General features: G+C 67.5%; 21 protein-coding genes. 7 read left to right on the top strand and 14 right to left on the bottom strand.

The genetic code is table 11. From position 1 onward, the window contains the following. Positions 1-92 precede the first annotated feature (92 nt). Together Q4S45_RS07090 and Q4S45_RS07085 are read right to left on the bottom strand one after the other, a co-directional pair. Complete coding sequence (locus Q4S45_RS07090; protein WP_305510444.1) at positions 93-857, bottom strand: LytTR family DNA-binding domain-containing protein; 765 nt, start codon at positions 855-857, stop codon at positions 93-95. Beyond that, positions 854-2,089 carry a sensor histidine kinase gene (locus Q4S45_RS07085; RefSeq protein ID WP_305510442.1) on the bottom strand — a complete coding sequence of 412 codons (1,236 nt, stop codon included), beginning with the start codon at positions 2,087-2,089 and terminating at the stop codon, positions 854-856. The genes Q4S45_RS07090 and Q4S45_RS07085 overlap by 4 nt, the downstream gene beginning before the upstream one ends. Positions 2,090-2,668: 579 nt before the next feature. Here Q4S45_RS07085 and Q4S45_RS07080 point away from each other — a divergent pair. The 7 genes from Q4S45_RS07080 to fnr all read left to right on the top strand — a co-directional run bounded on the left by Q4S45_RS07080 (position 2,669) and on the right by fnr (position 9,745). After that, positions 2,669-3,223 carry a DUF4402 domain-containing protein gene (locus Q4S45_RS07080; protein WP_305510440.1) on the top strand — a complete coding sequence of 185 codons (555 nt, stop codon included), beginning with the start codon at positions 2,669-2,671 and terminating at the stop codon, positions 3,221-3,223. Between the two features lie 56 nt (positions 3,224-3,279). Continuing rightward, on the top strand, positions 3,280-3,756 hold the full coding sequence (locus Q4S45_RS07075) for a DUF4402 domain-containing protein (protein WP_305510438.1): 477 nt from the start codon (positions 3,280-3,282) through the stop codon (positions 3,754-3,756). A 35-nt stretch (positions 3,757-3,791) separates the two neighbouring features. After that, complete coding sequence (locus Q4S45_RS07070; RefSeq protein WP_305510436.1) at positions 3,792-4,646, top strand: molecular chaperone; 855 nt, start codon at positions 3,792-3,794, stop codon at positions 4,644-4,646. A 94-nt stretch (positions 4,647-4,740) separates the two neighbouring features. Further along, positions 4,741-7,383: a collagen binding domain-containing protein gene (locus Q4S45_RS07065; protein ID WP_305510434.1), complete on the top strand. Its 2,643-nt coding sequence runs from the start codon at positions 4,741-4,743 to the stop codon at positions 7,381-7,383. Positions 7,384-7,461: 78 nt separating this feature from the next. Next, positions 7,462-7,596 carry a hypothetical protein gene (locus Q4S45_RS07060; RefSeq protein ID WP_305510433.1) on the top strand — a complete coding sequence of 45 codons (135 nt, stop codon included), beginning with the start codon at positions 7,462-7,464 and terminating at the stop codon, positions 7,594-7,596. Positions 7,597-7,677: 81 nt separating this feature from the next. After that, on the top strand, positions 7,678-8,928 hold the full coding sequence (locus Q4S45_RS07055; protein WP_305510432.1) for a DEAD/DEAH box helicase: 1,251 nt from the start codon (positions 7,678-7,680) through the stop codon (positions 8,926-8,928). Between the two features lie 49 nt (positions 8,929-8,977). Continuing rightward, positions 8,978-9,745 (top strand): fumarate/nitrate reduction transcriptional regulator Fnr, encoded by a 768-nt coding sequence (fnr, locus tag Q4S45_RS07050; protein WP_305510431.1) that lies wholly within the window; start codon positions 8,978-8,980, stop codon positions 9,743-9,745. Between the two features lie 131 nt (positions 9,746-9,876). Here fnr and Q4S45_RS07045 read toward each other — a convergent pair whose 3' ends face one another. The 12 genes from Q4S45_RS07045 to Q4S45_RS06990 all read right to left on the bottom strand — a co-directional run bounded on the left by Q4S45_RS07045 (position 9,877) and on the right by Q4S45_RS06990 (position 21,678). Continuing rightward, the gene (locus Q4S45_RS07045; RefSeq protein WP_305510429.1) at positions 9,877-10,110 is read right to left on the bottom strand and encodes a hypothetical protein; all 234 of its coding nucleotides are present in this window, start codon (positions 10,108-10,110) and stop codon (positions 9,877-9,879) included. Next, entirely contained in the window at positions 10,107-10,643 is a 537-nt protein-coding gene (locus Q4S45_RS07040) for a FixH family protein (protein ID WP_305510427.1), read from the bottom strand. The genes Q4S45_RS07045 and Q4S45_RS07040 overlap by 4 nt, the downstream gene beginning before the upstream one ends. Positions 10,644-10,660: 17 nt before the next feature. Then, the gene (gene ccoG, locus Q4S45_RS07035) at positions 10,661-12,043 is read right to left on the bottom strand and encodes a cytochrome c oxidase accessory protein CcoG (RefSeq protein WP_305510425.1); all 1,383 of its coding nucleotides are present in this window, start codon (positions 12,041-12,043) and stop codon (positions 10,661-10,663) included. Then, positions 12,040-12,960: a cytochrome-c oxidase, cbb3-type subunit III gene (gene ccoP / locus Q4S45_RS07030; RefSeq protein WP_305510423.1), complete on the bottom strand. Its 921-nt coding sequence runs from the start codon at positions 12,958-12,960 to the stop codon at positions 12,040-12,042. The genes ccoG and ccoP overlap by 4 nt, the downstream gene beginning before the upstream one ends. Beyond that, positions 12,953-13,120 (bottom strand): CcoQ/FixQ family Cbb3-type cytochrome c oxidase assembly chaperone, encoded by a 168-nt coding sequence (locus Q4S45_RS07025; protein ID WP_305510421.1) that lies wholly within the window; start codon positions 13,118-13,120, stop codon positions 12,953-12,955. The genes ccoP and Q4S45_RS07025 overlap by 8 nt, the downstream gene beginning before the upstream one ends. A 1-nt stretch (position 13,121) precedes the next feature. Further along, positions 13,122-13,736: a cytochrome-c oxidase, cbb3-type subunit II gene (gene ccoO, locus Q4S45_RS07020; RefSeq protein ID WP_305510419.1), complete on the bottom strand. Its 615-nt coding sequence runs from the start codon at positions 13,734-13,736 to the stop codon at positions 13,122-13,124. Beyond that, a complete protein-coding gene (ccoN, locus tag Q4S45_RS07015) occupies positions 13,720-15,171 on the bottom strand; it encodes a cytochrome-c oxidase, cbb3-type subunit I (RefSeq protein WP_305510417.1) in 1,452 nt (483 codons plus the stop codon). Before ccoN ends, ccoO begins: the two co-directional genes overlap by 17 nt. A 132-nt stretch (positions 15,172-15,303) precedes the next feature. Then, positions 15,304-15,453: a cbb3-type cytochrome oxidase assembly protein CcoS gene (gene ccoS, locus Q4S45_RS07010; RefSeq protein WP_305510415.1), complete on the bottom strand. Its 150-nt coding sequence runs from the start codon at positions 15,451-15,453 to the stop codon at positions 15,304-15,306. After that, positions 15,454-17,853 carry a heavy metal translocating P-type ATPase gene (locus Q4S45_RS07005; RefSeq protein WP_305510413.1) on the bottom strand — a complete coding sequence of 800 codons (2,400 nt, stop codon included), beginning with the start codon at positions 17,851-17,853 and terminating at the stop codon, positions 15,454-15,456. It abuts the gene before it with no gap. Further along, the gene (locus Q4S45_RS07000; protein WP_305510411.1) at positions 17,841-18,599 is read right to left on the bottom strand and encodes a sulfite exporter TauE/SafE family protein; all 759 of its coding nucleotides are present in this window, start codon (positions 18,597-18,599) and stop codon (positions 17,841-17,843) included. The genes Q4S45_RS07005 and Q4S45_RS07000 overlap by 13 nt, the downstream gene beginning before the upstream one ends. 10 nt (positions 18,600-18,609) lie before the next feature. Beyond that, the gene (gene hemN / locus Q4S45_RS06995; protein ID WP_305510409.1) at positions 18,610-20,025 is read right to left on the bottom strand and encodes an oxygen-independent coproporphyrinogen III oxidase; all 1,416 of its coding nucleotides are present in this window, start codon (positions 20,023-20,025) and stop codon (positions 18,610-18,612) included. Positions 20,026-20,028: 3 nt separating this feature from the next. Next, positions 20,029-21,678, bottom strand: coding sequence for a PAS domain-containing methyl-accepting chemotaxis protein (locus Q4S45_RS06990; protein ID WP_305510407.1), 1,650 nt, complete (start codon positions 21,676-21,678; stop codon positions 20,029-20,031). Positions 21,679-21,736: the final 58 nt, after the last annotated feature.

Raw genomic sequence — 21,736 nt, 5'->3', positions numbered from 1 at the left:
GAGGTACTTTACCAGATGCAACAGACTCGTCTGTACGCCAGGACACCGATCTTACTATTCTTACACCTGCTTACAAGTGAGGGACCAAACCGTCACATGTTGCGGAACAGCGCCATGAACGGCTGGCTCACTGCCAGCGTCTCTGGCCGCGTCTTGAGCCGCACCACCCCGCGCCCCATCTCGTCGCGCGCGATCGACGCGATCGCCTTCAGATTGACGATGGTCGAGCGGTGGATCTGCTTGAACATCGCCGGGTCGAGCACCTCGAGCAGGTCGCGGATCGGCTTGCGCAGCAGCGCCTCGCCTTCGGCCGTCATCACCACCGTGTACTTGGTGTCGGACTGGAAGTAGGCGATGTCCTCGACCATGATCAGGCGCGTCTCGCTGCCGGCGCTGGCGGTCAGCCACACCAGCGGCGGCGCCCGTTCCGCGGCCGGCGCCACCGCCCCGAGCTGGCGCAGCAGCGCCGCCAGCGCCGCCGGATCGGGGGCGGCCGCGCGCGTCTTCAGCCGGCGCACCGTGGCCGCCAGGCGTTCCGGCGCCACCGGCTTTTGCAGGTAATCGACGGCGCCGCGCTCGAACGCGTCGATCGCGTACTGGTCGTAGGCGGTGACGAACACCACCTGGGTGCGCGGGCTGCACTCGGCCAGCGCCGCGGCCACCTCGAGTCCCGACAGGCCGGGCATGCGGATGTCGAGGAAGGCGACGTCGGGCTGGTGCGCGGCGATCGCCTCCAGCGCCGATGCGCCGTCCTCGCAGGCGGCCGCCACTTCCAGCTCCGGCCACGCTTCGGCCAGCATCTGCAGCAGCGCCTCGCGCAGCAGGGTCTCGTCTTCGGCGACGACGCAAGTAGTCATTGCGCGCTCCGCGGCACGGTGATGGTGGCGGCCACGCCGGACGGGAAATTGGCCACGATGGTGAAGCCCGCCGCCGCGCCGTACGCCAGGCGCAGCCGCTCGCGCACGTTGCGCAGGCCGATGCCGGTGCCGCCGCCCTCGGCGGAGAAGCCGCGGCCGTCGTCGGCCACCGTCACCGCCACGGAGGTCTCGAGGTCGCGCGCCAGGATCCACACCGTGCCGCCGCCCGTCTGCGGCTCGAGGCCGTGCTTGATCGCGTTCTCCACCAGCGTCTGCAGCATCATGGTAGGGAACGCCACCAGGCGCAGGTGCTCGGGCACGTCGATCTGCAGCTGGAGGCGCGAGCCCATGCGGATCTTCAGGATGTCGAGGTAGGCGCGCGCCCGTTCGAGCTCCTCGCCGACGGTCGACAGCGCGTCCTCGGTGCGCGGCAGCGAATGGCGCAGGTAGGTGATCAGGTTGCCCAGCATTTCATCGGCGCGCGCCGGATCGCTGCGCGTGAGCAGCTGGGCGCTGGCCAGGGTGTTGTACAGGAAGTGCGGTTCGACCTGCGCGTGCAGCAGCGAGAGCTTGGCCACGGTCAGCTCCTTTTCGGTCGCGGTCTGGCGCGCCGTGGCCTGCTCGGTGCGGCGCCGCTCGGCGACCCGGCGCGCGATCGCGCGGCCCAGCGCTTCGGCGTTTTCCAGGTTGGTGCCGTAGTCGATGAAGAACCAGTCGGTCCAGGCGGCGCGCTCGGGCTCGCAGATCAGGGTCACGCTGCCGGCGTCGCCGTTGGGCGTGACGGTCATCAGGATTTGATTGCGCAAGGTGTGCAGCGTGGTGAGGTGCTTCCACGAGACCGCGTCGCCCGGGTAGGGATTGACGCGCTCGACGCGGGCTCGCACCTGCAGGCTGTCGCGCGTCGATTCGACGTCGCGCACGCCGGGCAGTTCGCGGATCGCCGCATCGACCAGGTCGAACGCCTCGCCCGCCTCGAGCGGAATTTCGACCTGGCGGCGCTGGCGGCGCGACAGGCTCGACGCATCGACGCCGCCGGCGATCAGGCGCACCCGGCGCACGTGCGAGAACGCGCCGGTGACGATGATCGCCGCGAGCACAAAGCCGAACAGCACGATGTAGCCATCGATATGGGAATTGCGCAGGAACGCCTCGTGCAGGACGATGGCAAGCGCGATGTACGCCATCGTCCAGGCGACGGTCAGGCGGGTGACGAAAAAGGTGCTCGAAATCATGATCGGTTCCGGTAAGGGTGGGCTTGCAGGAACGTTAGCAAGGGCCGCCTTTGGGCGTCGGTATTATCCGATGAAACCCGGCAAGCGGGTGATGAAACACCAAAATTTGCGCCCGGCGCCGCCAGCCGATCGGCGCCGCCGTATTGTCCCCTTCCACGGAGGCCAGATCGGCGATCCTCCCGCCGGGCGCCGGCCCACAAAAGCGGTGTAGGACTGCACTTACATAACGTATACAAGTAGTTACATACGGCGGGAACGTGCCGCGCCTGGCTCCAATATCCCTACCTTATTTCCCAATAACCCTTCATTATATTTCCGATCAGAACTTATAGTTGCATTTATGAACTTATATGCGGAACAAATCTAATAGGGAAAAAACAACGTCTAGGAGAAAATTGTCGCAATCTCCATAGTGATTTAGAACAAGTTTATGTAGTATTCGGTTTCCATTCAGAAATTTCTAGTGGTAAATTGAACGCAGTCGCATAGTCAGCCGGCACTAAAAGTTCCAGCAATGGCCGCGGCGAGTTAATAAAGAAAAAAAACGTTCTCATCGACGAAAACAACAAGGAGTTACAAATGAACATGACTACAGTTAAGCAGCACAGCCTGAAAATTGCCTTGGTGTCGGCCTTCGCGTTCGGCGCGACGGTAATGAGCGGCGGCGCCTCGGCCGCCAACAACGCCACCGCGTCGGCTACTGCAACTGTTGTGACCCCGATCGCGGTCACCAAGGCGACCGACCTGGTGTTCGGCAGCTTCTACCCAGGCGCCACCACCGGCACCGTGGACGTCAACACCAACGGCACCCGCACCGTCAGCGGCGGCGTCGCGGTCGCATCGGGCGGCGCTACCCCGTCCGCAGCCAAGTTCGACGTGACCGGCCAGGCCAGCGCGGCTTACACCATCACCTACGCAACGGGCGTGACGCTGACCGGCCCAGGCGCACCAATGGCCCTGACCCAGATCAGCGACCTGACCGGCGCCGGCGGCGCGGCGACCCTGAACACGGCAGGCACCCTGACCGCCGGCGGCACCCAGTCGATCTACATCGGCGGCAGCCTGGCGGTGGGCGCCAACCAGACGGCCGGCGCCTACAGCGGCACCATTAGCGCCACCGTCGTCTACAACTAAGCAATGCGCCCGCGCGCCTGCCGACCGGCGGGCGCGCGGGTTGTTGATTTATTAAAATGGCAATTGTCAAACTCCCGCAGTTACTGCTTCTCCTGCTCCTGCTGCTGGCGGCCTCGGCGCATGGCGCCAACAAGACCGGCAACGTCACCAACACGCGCGGTCTGAGCTTCGGCAGGTTCGCTCCGCCCACCACCGGCACCGGCACCATCATCATGAGCACCGCGGGGGTGCGCACCAAGACCGGCGGCGTCATGCTGTTGTCGGGCGGCACCATCACCTCGGCCTCCTACAGCCTGACCGAATCCGGCGCGGGCAAGTCGCTGCAGTTCACCACGATCACCTTGCCCACCAGTATCTCGCTCACCAGCGGCGCCAATTCCATGACGCTGAACAACTTTGTCAGCGATCCTCCGAACACCGTGCTTGGCACCGGAAAAACGACCGTACTGGTCGGCGCTACCCTGAACGTCAACGCAAATCAGGCGCCCGGAAATTACTCCGGCACCTATAGCATAACTGTCAATTACCAGTAATGCCGAGTATAGTGACCGCAGTAAAGGAGTCAGCAATGCAATTTTCCATCCCAACCCCCTGCCGGTTCCGCCGCCTGGCGTTCGCTTTCCTCACGGCCCTGCTGTTGCTTCCGCAAGCCGCCCTGGCCGACCTGATGCTCTACCCAACCCGCCTGGTATTCGAAAAGAACACCCGCACCGCGCAGGTCGACCTGATCAACAACGGCAGCGAGCCGACCACCTACCGCATCAGCGTGGTCAACCAGCGCATGGGCGAAGACGGCCAGTTCCTGCCGGTCGACACCCCGGTCCCGGGCGAACTGTTCGCCAACGACATGGTGCAGTTCTCGCCGCGCCAGGTGACCCTGCAGCCCGGCTCCAGCCAGACCGTGCGGGTGATGATCCGCAAGCCGGCCAGCCTGGCCCCGGGCGAATACCGCTCGCACCTGCATTTCGAGAAAATGCCCGAACCGCGCGGCGCCAACAGCGTCGAGCCCGGCGTCAAGGACAAGGAAATCGGCATCGTGCTGACCGCGCTGGTGGGCGCCTCGATCCCGGTGATCGTGCGCCACGAGGTCGAGCCGGCCACCGTGAGCCTGTCGCACCTGGAACTGCTCAAGGCGCCGGCCGCGCCCCAGCCGACCCTGGCACTGCAATTCGACCGCGCCGGCAACAGCTCGGTGTACGGCGACCTGGCCGTCGGCTTCACGCCGAACGGCGGCGCCGAGAAAATCATCGCGCGCGCCAACGGCCTGGCGGTCTACAACCCCAATCCGCTGCGCCGCGCGAAGCTCCCCCTGCAGGTGCCGGCCGGCGTGGTGCTGGCGCACGGCACCTTGCGCGTGACCTACAGCGCGCGTCCCGAAGCGGGCGGCGCCGTGCTGGCCGAAGGCACCCTGCCCCTGCCCTGACCCGCCAGCGGCGACGGCGCGTCCGCCCGGGCGCGCCGCATTCCTGAAGTGCGGGTGAAATAGCCTCATTCTCCCCCGATGGCGCGAACGCGGAATGACGAATAATCATTCCGTGATCACCCAATTGGCATTTATCCGAAAACTGTTCGTGACCCTGCTGGCCCTGCTGCTGGCGGCGGGCGCGTTCGCGCAGGGTTTCGGGCCGCAACCGAAGGACGCGCCGAACCTGGTGCTGCTCGAAGTGCGGCTGGACGAGCACTCGCTGTCCGACTCGCTGACGGCCTACCAGTTCGGCGACGACGTCTTCCTGCCGCTGGGCGAACTGTCCAAGCTGCTCACGATCGCCATCCGCACCCAGCCGGCCGAGGGCCGCGCCAGCGGCTACATCCTCGACGAGCAGCGCGGCTTCAGCCTGGACGTGATCCAGCGCGAAGTGAACGTGAACAACCAGCGCGAAGTGCTCGACCGCGCCAAGGTCAAGCTGCAGGCCGACGACATCTACGTCGCCAGCCGCGTGCTGTCACGCTGGCTGCCGGTCGATCTCGATGTGGAGATGTCGAGCCTGACCCTGCGCGTGAAGCCGCGCGAAAAGCTGCCGCTGCAGGCCGGCCTCGAACGCAAGGAACGCGGCAAGCGTGGCGCCGCGCGCGGCGAGTACGTCGATCCGGACTTCCCGCGCGTGGCAACCCCTTACCGCAAGTTCGACACGCCGTTCATCGACCAGACCCTGGGCGCGGACGTGCGTCACGGCGGCGCCGCCAGCCAGACCAGCGCCACCTACACCGCCTACCTGACCGGCGACCTGGCCGGCCTGGAAGCGGAGCTGTACGCCAACCGCAACCTGCGCGAGGGCGCCACCGACCTGCGCTGGTCGCTCGGGCGCAACGACCCGGACGCGCGCCTGCTCGGCCCCCTGCGCGCGCGCACCGCGATGATCGGCAGCGTGCCGGCTCCCGGCGTGGCCAACATCGCCGTCAGCAGCGCCACCGGCGATGGCGCCACCCTCTCCAACCGGCCGCTGAACCAGCCCAACCGCTTCGACCGCCACAGCCTGCAGGGCGACCTGCCGCCGGGCTGGGACGTCGAGCTGTACTTCAACGATGGCCTGGTGGCGTTCCAGCAGTCGCGCCCGGACGGCAAGTACAGTTTCGCCGACCTGCCGCTGGTGTACGGCGCCAACGAATTCCGGCTGGTGTTCCACGGTCCGCTCGGCCAGCTGCGCGTCGAGCGCCAGAGCTTCCTGCTCGAGCAGTCGATGATCGCGCCCGGCCAGGCCTACTACAGCATGACGCGCCAGCGCGACGAGTCCGGCCACGCGCGCTCGGTGGCGCAGTTCGACTGGGGCCTGACGCGCCAGCTCAGCGCCAACGGCGGCCTGGTGCGCCTGGCGCAGGACGGCAAGGACAAGCGCTTCGCCAACCTGGGCCTGCACGGCTATCTCAATTCCTACATCGTCAGCGCCGACCTGGCCACCTCGGACGGCGGCGGCCAGCTGGCCCAGGTCGCGCTCAAGACCCAGCTCTTCGGCCTGTCGGTCGGCGCCAGCCACGCCGAACTCAAGGACTTCTCCAGCGAACTGTACCTGCCTTCACGCGACCCGATCCGCTCGCGCGACGAGCTGCAGCTCGACGGCTCGCTACCGGCCGGCGCCGGCGCGCGCCTGCCGGTGTCGCTCCAGGTGCAGCGCGACCGGCTGGCGTCGGACGCCCAGAACATCGAGCTGTCCGGGCGCGTCTCGGCCTACAAGTTCGGCACCTCGGTGACCAACGCCCTGCGCTGGCAGTCGCACAGCGGCGTCAAGACGGCCGACGGCTTGCTGCAGGCGAGCCGCCGCGTGGCCGGCATCGGCGTCAGCGGCCAGCTGCAGTACAACATCGAGCCGCACCTGTCCACCTCGACCCTGGCAATCTCCGCCGACAAATATCTCGACGACGGCTACCTGCTCAACGTCGGCGTGCAGCGCGGCTTCCAGCAGCCGGAATACCGCATCACGGCGGGCATGAACAAGAGCCTGGGCAGTTTCGGCCTGGGCGTGAACGGCTATTATTCGAGCCGCGGCGAGTACGGCGTGGGCGTCCAGCTGTTCGTCGCGATGGGCCTCGATCCGCGCCGCGGGCGCTGGATCACCGAGGCCCAGCCGATGGCGCCGACCGGCGCCGCCTCGGTGCGCGTGTTCCTCGACAAGAACCAGAACGGCGTGATGGATCCGGGCGAGCAGCCGCTCGAGGGCGCCGGCTTCACCGTCAACGGCGGCGGCACCCTGGCGCGCACGGGCCCCGACGGCATCGCCTACCTGAACCGCCTGCCGGTCAAGCAAAACGTCGACATCGGCTTCGACGTGACGACGCTGGAAGACCCGCAGCTTGCCGCGCAGCAGAAGGGTTTTCGCGTCGTGCCGCGGCCGGGCAAGGTCAGCCAGCTCGACTTCGCCGTCAGCGTCACCGGCGAGATCGACGGCACCACCTATATGCTGGTGGGTGGCGAACGGCGCGCCGTCGGCTCCCTCGAGCTCGAATTGGTCGACGCCAGTCACAAGGTCGTCGGCACCGCCAGGAGCGCCTCGGACGGCTACTTCGTCATGTCCAGCGTGTTGCCGGGCAATTACATCCTGCGCCTGTCGAAAGAGCAGCTCAAGCGGCTCGACCTGAGCGACATGGGCATGCACCTGATCACCATTTCCCCGGACGGAAACTTCGTCAACGGCCGCGAACTGTACGTCGAGGCCAACCCGAAGTAAGGCGCGCCGCCGGCCGCCCGGCGCGGGTATGATCGAGTCAGCACGAAGGCCTTGACATCAACCCGGAGGAACCCGCCCATGGATCGCCGCCCCGCACGCTGGACCGCGCTCGCCCTCGCCTGCCTGCTGCTGGCGGCCTGCAAGGACAAGCACGATCCGCTCAAGCCGACTGTCGCGCAGCCGGCCGTCGCCGCGTCCGCCGCGTCCGCGTAGGCGCGGATTGCCGCTTCCCGCACTTGTCGGTGCGCGACAGGGTAAACTGTTGCCGTTTTCGTCCATTACCAGGTGCTACCCATGTCGTTTGTCTCCCTCGGCCTGATCGACCCGCTCGTCCGTACCCTCGCCGAACTCGGCTACGAAACGCCGACGCCGGTGCAGGCGCAGGCCGTTCCGGCCGTGCTGGCCGGCCGCGACGTCATGGCCGCCGCCCAGACCGGCACCGGCAAGACCGCCGCCTTCGCGCTGCCGATCCTGCAGAAGCTGACAATGGAAGGCACGAAAGTCGCGTCCAACTCGGTGCGCGCGCTGGTGCTGGTGCCGACCCGCGAACTGGCCGAACAGGTCCATCAGAGCTTCCTTGCGTACGGCGCCAGCCTGCCGCTGCGCACCCACGTCGCATACGGCGGCGTGAGCATCAACCCGCAGATGATGAAGCTGCGCAAAGGACTCGACCTGCTGGTCGCCACGCCCGGGCGCCTGCTCGACCTGCACCGCCAGAACGCGGTGAAATTCGACCAGGTGCGGACGCTGGTGCTCGACGAAGCGGACCGCATGCTCGACCTGGGTTTTGCGCGCGAACTCGATGCCGTGTTCGCCGCCCTGCCCGCGCGCCGCCAGACCCTGCTCTTTTCCGCCACCTTCTCCGACGAGATCCGCGCGATGGCCGGCAAGCTGCTGCGCGACCCGCTCAGTATCGAAGTCAGCCCGCGCAACACGACCGTGAAAGCGATCGCCCAGTGGATCGTCCCGGTGGACAAGAAGCGCAAGCCCGAGCTGTTCATGCACCTGCTGAAGAAGAAGCGCTGGGGCCAGGTGCTGGTGTTCGTCAAGACCCGCAAGGGCGTGGACCAGCTGGTCGACACCCTGCAGGCGCACGGCGTGGCGGCCGACTCGATCCACGGCGACAAGCCGCAGCCGGCGCGCCTGCGCGCGCTCGAGCGCTTCAAGGCCGGCGAAGCGCGCATCCTGGTCGCCACCGACGTCGCCGCCCGCGGGCTGGACATCGACGACCTGCCGCTGGTGGTCAACTTCGACCTGCCGATCGTCGCCGAGGACTACGTGCACCGCACCGGCCGCACCGGGCGCGCCGGCGCCTCGGGCGAAGCGGTGTCGCTGGTGTGCGCCGACGAAGTGGTGCAGCTGGCCGCCATCGAGGTACTGACCAAGCAAACCTTGCAGCGCGTCGACGAGCCGGGATTCGAACCGGACCACCGGGTGCCCGTCACCAATACCCGCGGAGAAGTGGTGAAAAAGCCGAAAAAGCCGAAGAAGCCCAAGGGCGACGCCAGGGTCACCGAAATCGACGTGCGCTTCGCCCGCCGTTGATTGCTCAACAATTTGGCAGGGCCCCGCCCCGGGGCTTATAATGGGGATTATGGAACACCCTCTCCCCCACCTCGCCCCCGTGCACTTCAACATGCACGCGCTCAAGGCCAGCTGCTCGGCGTGCAGCATGCATCAGCTTTGCCTGCCGATGGGCCTGGACGCGGTGGACATCACGCGCCTCGACGACGTGATCGGCAAGCGCCGCAGGGTCGCGCGCGACGAGCGCCTGTACCAGATGGGCCAGCCGTTTCGCAACCTGTACGCGATCCGCTTCGGCCATTTCAAGACCTACCAGATCAACGCGGCCGGCGAGCAGCAGATCACCGGCTTCCAGATGGCCGGCGAGTTGCTGGGCATGGACGCCATCAGCGGCGACCGCCACCACTGCGACGCGGTGGCGCTGGAAGACAGCGAGGTGTGCGAGATTCCGTTTGCCGACCTGGAAGACCTGTTCGCCCATGTGCCGACGCTGCTACGCCACTTCCACCGCATCATGAGCCAGGAAATCACCCGCGAGCAGAACGTCATGCTCCTGCTTGGCAATATGCGCGCCGAACAGCGCTTCGCGGTATTCCTGATCAATCTGTCGGCGCGCTACGCCGCGCGCGGCTACTCGGCCACCAGCTTCCAGCTGCGCATGTCGCGCGAGGACATCGGCAACTACCTCGGCCTGACCATCGAAAGCATCAGCCGCCTGCTGTCGCGCTTCAAGAAGCAGGGCCTGGTCCGGGTCGACAAGCGCGAAGTCACCCTGCTCGAACCGGCGCTGCTCAAGGCAATGGCCGCCGGCACCGAGCAGTGCCACCCCATGTCGTAAGCCGGGGTCTGGTCCCGCGGACCTGACCCCAAGTTGAGAATCTCGACGACAGCGCGATTGCACCGGTATTTTCGATAATCTGTGGCGAAATCAAAATGGGGTCAGGTCCGCAGGACCTGACCCGCCATGGGTTAAAACGGCGGATCGCCTTCGGGCGTAAAGGCCAGGTAGCACGTCAGCATGCTCGCCAGCGCGCACAGGGTCCAGAACAGGAAAAAGCCGATGCCGTAGATCGCCATCGGCGCCAGTCCCGTCTCCTCCAGGCGAACCAGTTCGGCTGGATCGAACAGCGCAAAGAAGCAGCCCTCGGCCAGCGCCGCCGCCAGGAACGACGGCCACAGCACGATCATCGCGACCCGCTTCATCGGGCCTCCGGCGCGTCGGCCAGGATCTCCACGCCCTGCCGGCGCGGCCAGCTCCAGCTGCGCGCCAGCCGCCACTCCCGCCGCGAACCCTCCACCACCACCTGCCAGTGCGCCCGCTCGAGCATCGGCAGGGCCAGCGAAAAATGCCCTGCGGCGTCGGGCGTCGCCAGCAGCCGCAGGTCCTTGGCCGGCTGGGTCGGATGCGCCAAATAGATGTAGATCGGCGCCGCCAGCGGCGCGCCGGCGCTGCGGATGCTGCCCGACAGCGTCGCGCTGGCCGGATCGTAGCGCGCCTCGAACGCAAGCTGCAGCGCGGTCGCCGCGCGGTCGCGCCGCAGGTCCTGGTTGATCGCCTTGCCCTGCTTGTAGTAGTCGTCGACCACCATCGCGTCGGGCCGGGTGGTCGCCAGGTAGCCGGCGAAGGCGCCGCCCACCAGCACGAAGGCGGGGCCGAACATCAGCAGCCACGGCCAGCGGTGGGTGTACCAGGGCGCCGCGCCGGCGCCGGCGAGCGGAAGTGAAGCGCTGTGCATGGGTGTCTCCTTCTTCTTCATTGTTTGGGCACGATGAAAACGGCCTTCTCCGTCACTGCCAGGCCCGGATCGTCCACGGCCGTCAGGCCGAATTCTATCCGGTTCGATCCTGTTTTGGCGCCTTCTCGCGGCGCCTGCACGCGCACCGCGACGGCGCGCGCGCTGGCGCCGTCGAGCTTCGTCATGTCGGTGGTGGCAAGCCGGATCGACGGCAGGCCGGACACCGAGATGCGGAAGGTGTGGGCCGTCTCCGCGGTGTTCATCACCTGCAGCCGGTAGACGTTTTCGATCACCCCGTCCTCGACTTCGCGGCCCATCGCGCCGCGGTCGCGCATCACGTCGAGCTTGAGCGGCGTACGCAACGCCAGCGCGGCGCCGAGCGCGCCGCCGATCAGCGCCAGCAGCGTGGTGTAAATCAGCACGCGTGGACGCAGCAACCGGGCCCGCACCTGGGCCGAAGACCAGCCCCTGGCCAGCGCCTGCTCGGTCGAATACCGGATCAGCCCGCGCGGGCGCTCGACCTTGTCCATCACCGAATTGCAGGCGTCCACGCAGGCGGCGCAGCTGATGCATTCATACTGCAAGCCCTTGCGGATGTCGATGCCCGTCGGGCAAACCTGCACGCACATGCCGCAGTCGATGCAGTCGCCTTGCGCCTTGCCCAACGCGCCGCGCGGTTCGCCGCGCTTGGCGTCGTAGGTGACGATCAGCGTGTCCTTGTCGAACATCGAACTCTGGAAGCGCGCGTAGGGGCACATGTACTTGCAGACCTGTTCGCGCAGCCAGCCGGCGTTGCCGTAGGTGGCCAGCGCGTAGAACAGGATCCAGAACGTCTCCCACGGACCGAGGCGCAGCGCCGATACTTCGGACATCAGGGTCGACATCGGCGTGAAGTAGCCGGCGAAGCTGAACCCGGTCCACAGCGCCACCGCGAACCATGCGGCGTGCTTGGTGCCCTTGCGCGCGATTTTGTCGGCATTCCATGGCTGGCGGTCGAGCCGGATGCGCGCGCTGCGGGCGCCCTCGATGCGGCGCTCGATCCACATGAAGATTTCGGTGTACACGGTCTGCGGGCAGGCGAAGCCGCACCAGACGCGCCCCGCCACTGCGGTGACCAGGAACAGCGCGAACGCGCACACGATCAGCAGCGCGGCCAGGTAGATGAAGTCCTGCGGCCACAGCACCACCCCGAAGATGTAGAACTTGCGCGCGCCCAGGTCGAACAGGATCGCCTGGCGGTCGTTCCAGCGCAGCCAGGGCAAGCCGTAGAACACGATCTGGGTCAGCCAGACGCAAGCCCAGCGCAGCGAGGCGTAGCGTCCCTTCGTCTCGCGCGGATAGATTTCCTCGCGCGCGGCGTACATCTTGATGACGGTCTCGCGGGGTGCTGCATCACTCATTTTGCCGCTTCCCCGCCGTTCTCGTTCGACAGGCTCCAGACGTAGGCGGCCAGCACATGCACCTTCGGCTCGCCCAGGAACGCCTCGAACGCCGGCATGGTGTTGGTGCGGCCCTTGCGGATGGTCTCCATGATGGTGTCGGCGCTGCCGCCGTACAGCCAGACCTTGTCGGTGAGGTTGGGCGCGCCCAGCGCCTGGTTGCCGTGCCCGTCGGCGCCGTGGCAGGCGGCGCAGGCGGCGAACTTCGTCTTGCCGAAGGCGACCTTGATCGGGTCGGTGGTCAGGTCCGACAGGCTGCGCACGTAATGCGCGACGTTCTCGATATCCTTGTCCGAACCCAGCGCCGCGCCCATCGGCGGCATCTGCCCGGTACGGCCGTGCATGATGGTGGCCTTGATGGTGGCCGGCTCGCCGCCATGCAGCCAGTCGCTGTCGGTCAGGTTCGGGAAGCCCTTGCCGCCGCGCGCGTCGGAGCCGTGGCACTGCGCGCAGTAGGTCAGGAACAGCCGTTCGCCGATCTGGCGCGCCTGCGGATCGGCCGCCACCGTCTTCAGGTCCTGTTTCGCATACTTGTCGAACAGCGGGCCGTATTCCGCCTCCGCCTGTTTGAGTTCGGACTGGTAGGCGCCGGCCGATTTCCAGCCAAGCCTGCCGGCGTAGCTGCCCAGGCCGGGGTACAGCACCAGGTAGCACAGCGCGAACACGATGGTCATGTAGAATAGCCACATCCACCAGCGCGGCATCGGCGTATTGAGCTCGGTCAGGTCCTCGTCCCACACGTGCCCGGTGGTGGCGCCGGCGCCGGCCTTGACCCGGTGCTTCGACTGCGACCACAGCAGGATCCCGCAGCCGAAGATCGACAGCAGCGTGATGATGCTGATGTAGTAGTCCCAGAAGCCGTTGACGAAATCAGCCATGCTCGTACTCCTCCTCGTCGGCGAACGGCAGCGCCGCGGCCTTGTCGAAGTCGGCGCCGCGGCGGGCCGCGAAGGTCCACAGCAGGATTCCCACGAAGGTCGCGAAGCTGACGACGGTCATCACGCTGCTCGCGCTGTCAAAAATACGTTCGATTGCCATGCTAGTTCCTTGTCTTGATCAAGGTGCCCAGTCCCTGCAGGTAGGCGATCAGCGCATCCTGCTCGGTCTTGTCCGCCAGCTGCGCCGGCGCCTCCTTGATTTCCTGCTCCGAATACGGTACCGACAGGCGCTGGAGCGCGCGCATCTTCGGCACGACGTCTTCCGGCACCAGCTTGGTGCGCGCCAGCCACGGGTAGTTCGGCATGTTCGACTCCGGCACCACGTCGCGCGGATTGTCCAGGTGGGTGCGGTGCCACTCGTCGCTGTAACGACCGCCCACGCGCGCCAGGTCGGGGCCGGTGCGCTTCGAGCCCCACTGGAACGGCCGGTCGTAGACGTACTCGCCGGCGACCGAATAGTGGCCGTAGCGCTCGGTCTCGGCGCGGAACGGACGGATCATCTGCGAATGGCAGTTGTAGCAGCCTTCACGCACGTAGATGTCGCGCCCCACCAGGCGCAGCGGCGTGTACGGCTTGAGGCCGGCGATCGGCTCGGTGGTCGACTTCTGGAAGAACAGCGGCACGATCTCGACCAGGCCGCCGAACGACACCACGATGAGGACGAGTCCGATCAGCAGCCAGGGATTCTTCTCGATCCATTCATGCGAAAACTTCATTTGCTTCTCCAGTGTGTGCGGGTACAAGGGCGGGAATGCGCGGGTCGACCGAGACGGTCTCGCGCATCGTCATGAAGGCGTTCCAGGCCATCATCGCCATCCCGGACAAGTACAGCAGGCCGCCGGTAAAGCGCACCACGTAGTACGGGAAGGTCGCCTTGACGCCTTCGACGAAGGTATAGGTCAGCGTGCCGTCAGGATTGACCGCGCGCCACATCAGGCCCTGCATCACGCCGGCGATCCACATCGACGCGATGTACAGCACGATGCCGATGGTGGCGACCCAGAAGTGCATGTCCACCAGGCTGGTGCTCCACATCGCCTTCTTGCCGGACATGCGCGGAATCAGGTAGTAGATCGAGCCCATGGTGATGAATCCGACCCAGCCGAGCGCACCGGCGTGGACGTGGGCGATGCCCCAGTCGGTGTAGTGCGACAGCGAGTTGATGGTCTTGATCGACATCATCGGGCCCTCGAAGGTGGCCATGCCGTAGAACGACAGCGAGACGATCAGGAACTTGAGGATCGGGTCCGAGCGCAGCTTGTGCCAGGCGCCCGACAGGGTCATCATCCCGTTGATCATGCCGCCCCACGACGGCGCCAGCAGGATCAGCGAGAACACCATGCCGATCGACTGGGTCCAGTCGGGCAGCGCGGTGTAATGCAGGTGGTGCGGGCCGGCCCACATGTAGGTGAAGATCAGCGCCCAGAAGTGCACGATCGACAGGCGGTACGAGTACACCGGGCGCTCGGCCTGCTTCGGAATGAAGTAGTACACCATGCCGAGGTAGCCGGCGGTGAGGATGAAGCCGACCGCGTTATGGCCGTACCACCACTGGATCATCGCGTCCTGCACGCCCGAGTAGGCGGAGTACGATTTCGTCAGCGATGCCGGCATGCTGGCGCCGTTGACGATGTGCAGCAGCGCGACCGCGATGATGTAGCCGCCGAAGAACCAGTTGGCCACGTAGATGTGCTCGACCTTGCGCTTGATGATGGTGCCGAAGAAGACCACGGCGTACGCGACCCACACGATGGCGATCAGGATCGAGAGCGGCCATTCGAGTTCGGCGTACTCCTTGCCGCGCGTGAAACCCATCGGCAGCGTGATCACGGCGCCAACCAGCACCGCCTGCCAGCCCCAGAACGTGAAGGCGGCCAGGCGGTCCGAGAACAGCCGCACCTGGCAGGTTCGCTGCACGACGTAGTAGGATGTGGCGAACAGGCCGCAGATGCCAAAGGCGAAGATGACGGCGTTGGTGTGCAGCGGGCGCAGGCGCCCGTACGTCAGCCAGGGTATGTCGAAATTGAGCGCGGGCCACGCCAGCTGCGCGGCGATGAAGACGCCGACCAGCATGCCGATGACGCCCCATGCGATGGTGGCGATCGTGAACTGCCTGACGATCTTGTAGTTGTAGTTGTTAGCGGTTTCCACCAAACTCTCCTGAGAATACAAACATGACAGCAGAAGAGTAAATTTCTCAACTTCAAAAATCTTTGATGTGAATCAAATTGCTGAGTAACGAAAGGCATGGGTTCCTGCCTGCGCAGGAACGACGGCAAATCTTTACGCACCGCTGTCGTCGTCGTGAAGGATGCGGTGCGCCGGGCCTTCGAGGTCGTCGAACTGGCCGCTGTCGGAGGCGCCGAAAAAAACCCAGAGCGCCAGCCCAACCAGGGCCACGCTCAACGGCACCAGCAAATACAAGGCTTCCATTCAAGCTCCCCGCGCGCGCAGGCGCAGCGCATTGGCCACCACGACGGCGGAACTGAGCGACATGCCGACGCCCGACATCCACGGATCGAGCAGCCCGAAAGCGGCCGCCGGGATCGCGCAGGCGTTGTACAGCGTGGCCCACGCCAGGTTCTGGCGGATGACCGCCAGCGTGCGGCCGGCGGTCGTCGCGCACTCGGCGAGGCTCGACAGGCTGCCGGACATAAGCACGCAGTCGGAGTGCATGCGCGCCAGGTCGCTGCCCTCGCCCATCGCGAACGACACGTCGGCCGCGCGCAGCACCGCCGCATCGTTGATTCCGTCGCCCACCATCGCCACCACCGCGCCCTGCGCCTGCAGCGCCTGGACGAAGGCGAGCTTCTGGTCCGGCATCTGGCCGCCCAGCGCACGCGCAATTCCCGCCTCGCCGGCCACCCGGTCGCACACCGGCTGCTCATCGCCGCTCAACAGGATCACTTCAATTCCGCGCGAACGGAAATGCCGCACCACCGCCTGCGCATCCTCGCGCAGCGGATCGGCCAGTTCGAAGCGGGCCAGCACGGAGGCGGGGCCGGCCAGGTACACGTGCGTTGCGGTGTCGTTCTTGGGTTGTTCTCGTCCGCCGCCGGCGAATGCGGCGCTGCCGAGGCGGAAAGTCAGTCCGTCGATGACGCCGCTTACACCCTCGCCCGGGAAATGGCGCACCGAATGGGCTACCCGCGGGTCCGCGCCGGCCGCTTCACGCAGCGCGGCCGCCAGCGGATGGGTGCTCGACGCCTCCAGCGCCGCGGCGATCGCCAGGCATTCCTCGGCGCTGCGGCAATCGAGCCGCTGCACCGCGCGCAGCACCGGCCGTCCGGCGGTCAGCGTGCCGGTCTTGTCGAACACGACGTGGGTCACGCGCGCCAGCGTTTCGAGCACGTGCGGCTGCACCGCCAGCACGCCGCGCCGAAGCAGCCGGCTCGCGGCGGCGGCCAGCGCCGTCGGCGTGGCCAGCGACAGCGCGCACGGACACGACACCACCAGCACGGCGATCGCCACCTGCCAGGCGCGCGCCGGGTCGGATTTGTGCCAGAACGCGAACACCAGCACCGTCAGCGCCAGCAAGGCCACGACGAACCACGCCGCCACCTTGTCGGCCCACAGCGCGATGCGCGGCTTGCCCTGGCCCGCGCGCTCGACCAGCCCGACCAGCAGGGCCAGCGTGCTTTCGCCGGCCACCCGCTCGACCCGCAGAACGACCGGCTGGCCGGCATTGACGGCGCCGCCCGGCACCAGCTCGCCCACGCCGCGCGCCTGCGGCCGGCTTTCGCCGGTCAGCAGCGCCAGGTCCACTTCGGTGGCGCCATCGACGATCACGCCATCGGCGGCGGCGGCCTCGCCCGGGCGCAGCAGCAGGTGCTCGCCCACGGCAACCTGGCCGGCGGCGACCAGCTCGGTGGCGCGGTTCGAAGGCCAGCCGCTCATGCGCGCCGCGGCCGCCGGCAAGGCGCGGCGCAGCCGGTCCAGCGCCTGCGCGGCCGAGCGCCGCGCCGACAGTTCCAGGTAGCGGCTGGCCAGCAGCAGGAAGACGAACATCGTGATCGAGTCGAAGTACACGTCGCCGTGCCCGCGCACCAGCGCCGCCACGCTGCCGCCGAACGCGGCCGCGATCCCCAGCGCCACCGGCACGTCCATGCCGGGCATGCGCTGCCTGATGCCGTTCCAGGCGCCGCGCCAGAACGGCTGCGCGGAGTACGCCACCGCCGGCAGGGTGAGCAGCAGCGCGGACCAGTGCATCAGCGCCGTCATGTCGGCGTCCATGGTGCCGTCGTCGGCCAAATAGACCGGCAGCGCGTACATCATCACCTGCATCATCGACAGGCCGGCGACGAACAGCCGGCGGAACAGCTGCTTGCGCTCGCGCTCGAGCTGCTCCGCGTGGCGGCAAGGATCGTAGGGATAGGCCGCGTAGCCGATGTCGCGCAGCGCGCCCAGGATCACGCTTGGCCGGCATTTCTCCGGCGACCATCTGACCTTCAGCCGGCCTGTGGCCGCGTTCATGTCGGCGGCGCGCATGCCCGGCACGGCGCGCAGGCGGCGTTCGATCAGCCAGACGCAGGCGGCGCAGCGGATGCCTTCGACGCTGTAGAGCGCTTCGCTTGCGGCGCCGTCGTCGTCGTACAGCGCCAGTTCGGGCGGCGCCAGCGCTTCCAGGTCGGCCGGCGCCGCAAACTCGCTGCGGCTCGTGTAGAAGTCGGAAAAACCGTTGGCGACAATCGAAGACGCCACGGCGGCGCAGCCGGGACAGCACATCGGCCGCGCGGCGCCGTCGACGACGGTGTGCCAACTGCTGCCTGGCGCCACCGGCAAGCCGCAGTGGAAACAGGATGCCGGCGAGGGCAGCGCGCTCACGGCAGCCATCCCGGCGCGCCGACGCACAGCGAGTCGATCCAGCCGTGGCTCACGCCATTGGCCGCGCGCGCCAAGCCAAGCAGTCCGTAGGCAAGCACCACCAGCCCGCTCGCCACGCGCACGGCGCGGCGGCCGGCGAAGGCGCGCAGGCGCGCGCCGGCCAAGCCCATCGCGGCCAGCATCGGCAAGGTGCCGAGGCCGAAGGCGGCCATCACCGCGGCGCCGGACAGCGCCGAGCCGGAGAACGTGGCCGTCAGCAGCACGCTGTAGACCATCCCGCACGGCAGCCAGCCCCACAGCGCGCCCATCGCCACCAGCTTGGACGGCGAATCGAGCGGCAGCAGCAGCGCGGTGGCCGGCTCGATGCGGCGCCATGCGCGCTGGCCGAGCCGCTCGAGCTGCGCCAGGCCGCGCCACACATCCATCAGGTACAGGCCGAGCACCGCCAGCATGATGTTGGCGAGCCAGTAGCCGGCCGTCTCGATCGCGGCAAGTCCGGCCAGCGCCCGCGCGCCGCCGGCCATGCCGCCGGCCAAGGCGCCAGCCGCGCAGTAGCTGGCGATGCGTCCGCCGTTGTAGGCCAGCACCCGTCCCAGCGCCGCGGTAGGCGCGGTGCGCACGGTCGCCACGCGCACCGGGAAGCTGCGGGCGGGCGCCAGCGAAAACGCGCTGACGATCCCGCCGCACATGCCGGCGCAGTGGACGCTGCCGAGCAGGCCGACCAGGAAGACCGGCGCGAGGCTGATGCCGCTCATCGCCGCGACCTCAAATGGTTTTGGAGTAGCGCGGCGCGGCCTGCTGCTCGGCCAGGTAGCGGTCGAACACCATGCACACATTGCGGATCAGCAGCCGGCCCTTGAGCGTCACGCTCAGGTACTCCGGGGTGATGGTCAGCAGGCCGTCGTCGGCCAGCGCGCGCAGGCGCTCGAGCTCCGGCGCGAAATAGTCGGCGAACACGATCGGGAAGGACTGCTCGATCGCCGCGACCGACAGCTCGAAATGGCACATCAGCATCTGAATCAGGGTGCGCCGCAGCGCATCGTCCATCGACAGCTCGACCCCGCGCTCGATCGGCAGTTCGTTGTTGTCGATGCGGTCGTAGTAGGCGTCGAGCGTCTTGACGTTCTGGCTGTAGGTCATGCCCACCGCGCCGATCGCCGACACGCCGCACGAGACCAGGTCGGCGTCGGCGTGGGTCGAGTAGCCCTGGAAGTTGCGGTGCAGGCGTCCCTGCCGCTGCGCCACCGCCAGGTCGTCCTCCGGCCTGGCGAAATGGTCCATGCCGATATAGACGTAGCCGGCCTCGGTCAGGCGGCGGATGCACAGCGCCAGCATGTCGAGCCGCGCGTCGGGGCCTGGCAGGTCGGCCTCGTTGATCCGGCGCTGCGCCTTGAACAGGTGCGGCAGGTGCGCGTAGTTGTAGATCGCCACGCGGTCCGGGTTGGCGCGCACCACCTTCGCCAGCGTCTGGGACATCGTCATCACGGTCTGCTTCGGCAGGCCGTAGATCAGGTCGATGCTGACCGAGCGAAAGCCCGCCTCGCGCGAGGCGTCGATGATGGCCTGGGTTTCCGCTTCCGGCTGGACCCGGTTCACCGCCTTCTGCACATCGGGGTCGTAATCCTGCACGCCCAGGCTGATCCGGTTGAAGCCCTGGCGCCGCAGGCTGTGCACGCGCTCGCGCGTGACCGTGCGCGGATCGACTTCGATCGAATACTCTCCAGCCTCATCGGGCGCGAAATCGAACTTGCGGCGCAGGTGCGCCATCAGGTCCTCCATCTGCGCGTCGGACAGGTAGGTCGGCGTACCGCCGCCGAAATGCAGCTGCTCGACCCGGCCCGCTCCCGCCAGCAGCGCCGCCTGCATGGCGATTTCGCGTTTCAGGTAGCCCAGATAGGTCGCCGCCTTCTCGCGGTTCTTCGTGACGATCTTGTTGCAGGCGCAGTAGTAGCAGACGGTATCGCAGAACGGGATGTGAATGTACAGCGACAGCGGCCGCGAGGCGCCGCGCGTGCGCAGCTTGGCCACCGTTTCCACGTAGTCGCGGTAGCCGAAGCTGTCGCGGAAGCGGTCGGCGGTGGGATAGGAGGTGTAGCGCGGGCCCGGCCCGCTCAGCTTGCGCACCAGCTGGGCGTCGAACTGCACCATCGGTGCGAATGAAACGGTTGAAGCGGAAGACATCGATTAACTCCGGCTGCCGGCCGCGCCCGGACGTGGACGCGACACTGATCGGGAGCCAGTGTATTGATGAGCCGCATCAAAATCTTTGACATGCATCAAAAACGGCGCGCGCGCCTCCAGCTTGAACACCGACACCGCGCGCGCCAGCTCGCTCGCCTGCGCGGCCACGCCAGCGGTGGCGCCGGCCGACTGGCGCACCAGCGCCGCGTTCTGGCGCGTCACATCGTCCAGGTGCGCCAGCGCCTCGTTGACCTGGCCGATCGCGCCGGCCTGCTCAGCGCCGGCGCGCGCGATGTCCTGCATGATCGCCGCAGCCGCGTCCACCGAACCGACCGCGCGGCCGACGGTGGCGCCGGCTGCGTCGACCAGCGTGCCGCCCAGCCGCACCTGCTGCACCGACGCCTCGATCAGCGTCTTGATCTCTTTGGCGGCCGTCGCCGAGCGCTGCGCCAGGCTGCGCACTTCGCCGGCGACGACGGCGAAGCCGCGCCCCTGCTCGCCGGCGCGGGCCGCTTCGACCGCGGCGTTGAGCGCGAGGATATTGGTCTGGAAGGCGATGCCGTCGATCAGGCCGATGATGTCCACGATGCGGGCGGCCGACGCGCTCACCTGCTGCATGGTCGCGCCCACGCGCGCCACTTCGGCGCCGCCCTGGCCGGCGACAGCGGCCGCGGTGGCCACCATGTCGCGGGCGCGCCGGGCGCCATCGCTGTTTTCATTCACCGATTGCGCGAACTGCTCCATGCTGGCCGCGCTCTGCTCCAGGCTCGCAGCCTGCGATTCGGTGCGCCCGGCCAGGTCGCCGTTGCCATCGGCGAGCTCGCGCGTGGACTGCTCGATCGTACGCACGCTGGACCGCACGTCGCCCACGATGGCGCGCAGGTTGACGGTCAGCTGGTCGAGCGCGCGCAGCAGCAGGCCCGCTTCGTCGGCGCCGCCTTCCTGGACGCGCTGCGACAGGTCGCCGCCGGCCAGCGCGCGCACCGCGTCAGCGGCGCGGCACAGCGGCGTCACGGTCGCGCGGTGGATGCCGCGCCAGCCGGCCAGCGCCAGCGCCATTCCGCCCAGCGCCGCCAGCTGGATCGACGGGCGCAGCGCCGTCGCCGCCACCGCCGCAAGCAGCAGCGCCAGCGGCGCCATCACGCCGGCGATGCGCAGCCCGAGCGGCAAGGCCTGCAGGCGCGCCAGCCACTGCGCCGGCCCGCGCCGCACCACGGCGCCATCGCGCACGGCCAGGCCGCGCTGTCCTTCGCGGATGCGCCGGTAGGCCGCCTCCGCGGCGTCGATGGCGGCGCGCTCGGGCCGGGTGCGCACCGACATGAAGCCGACCGTCTGGCCGCCTTCGCGGATCGGCGTCACGTTCGCGCGCACCCAGTAAAAGTCTCCGTTCTTGCGGCGGTTCTTGACCATGCCGGTCCACGGCCGGCCGGCCTTCAGGCAGATCCACAGGTCGGCGAAGGCTTCAGGCGGCATGTCGGGGTGGCGCACCAGGTTGTGCGCCTTGCCGAGCAGTTCCGCTTCGCTGAAGCCGCTCACTTCGATGAAGCAGGGATTGACGTAGGTGATCCGGCCCTTGATGTCGGTGGTCGAGACGATCGACTGATCGTCGCGTACCAGGTATTCGATGCCGGTGACCGGCAGGTTCTTGCGCACAGCTATCCTCTTTATTTCCACATAACAACTTCTATTGACGCATGGAATTGTAGGGAAG

The sequence above is a fragment of the Massilia sp. R2A-15 genome (assembly GCF_030704305.1).
Classification (GTDB): Bacteria; Pseudomonadota; Gammaproteobacteria; order Burkholderiales; family Burkholderiaceae_D; genus JAFCUW01.
The sequence above is the reverse complement of the archived record's forward strand: the minus strand, read 5'-3'. Positions and strand labels throughout refer to the sequence as shown.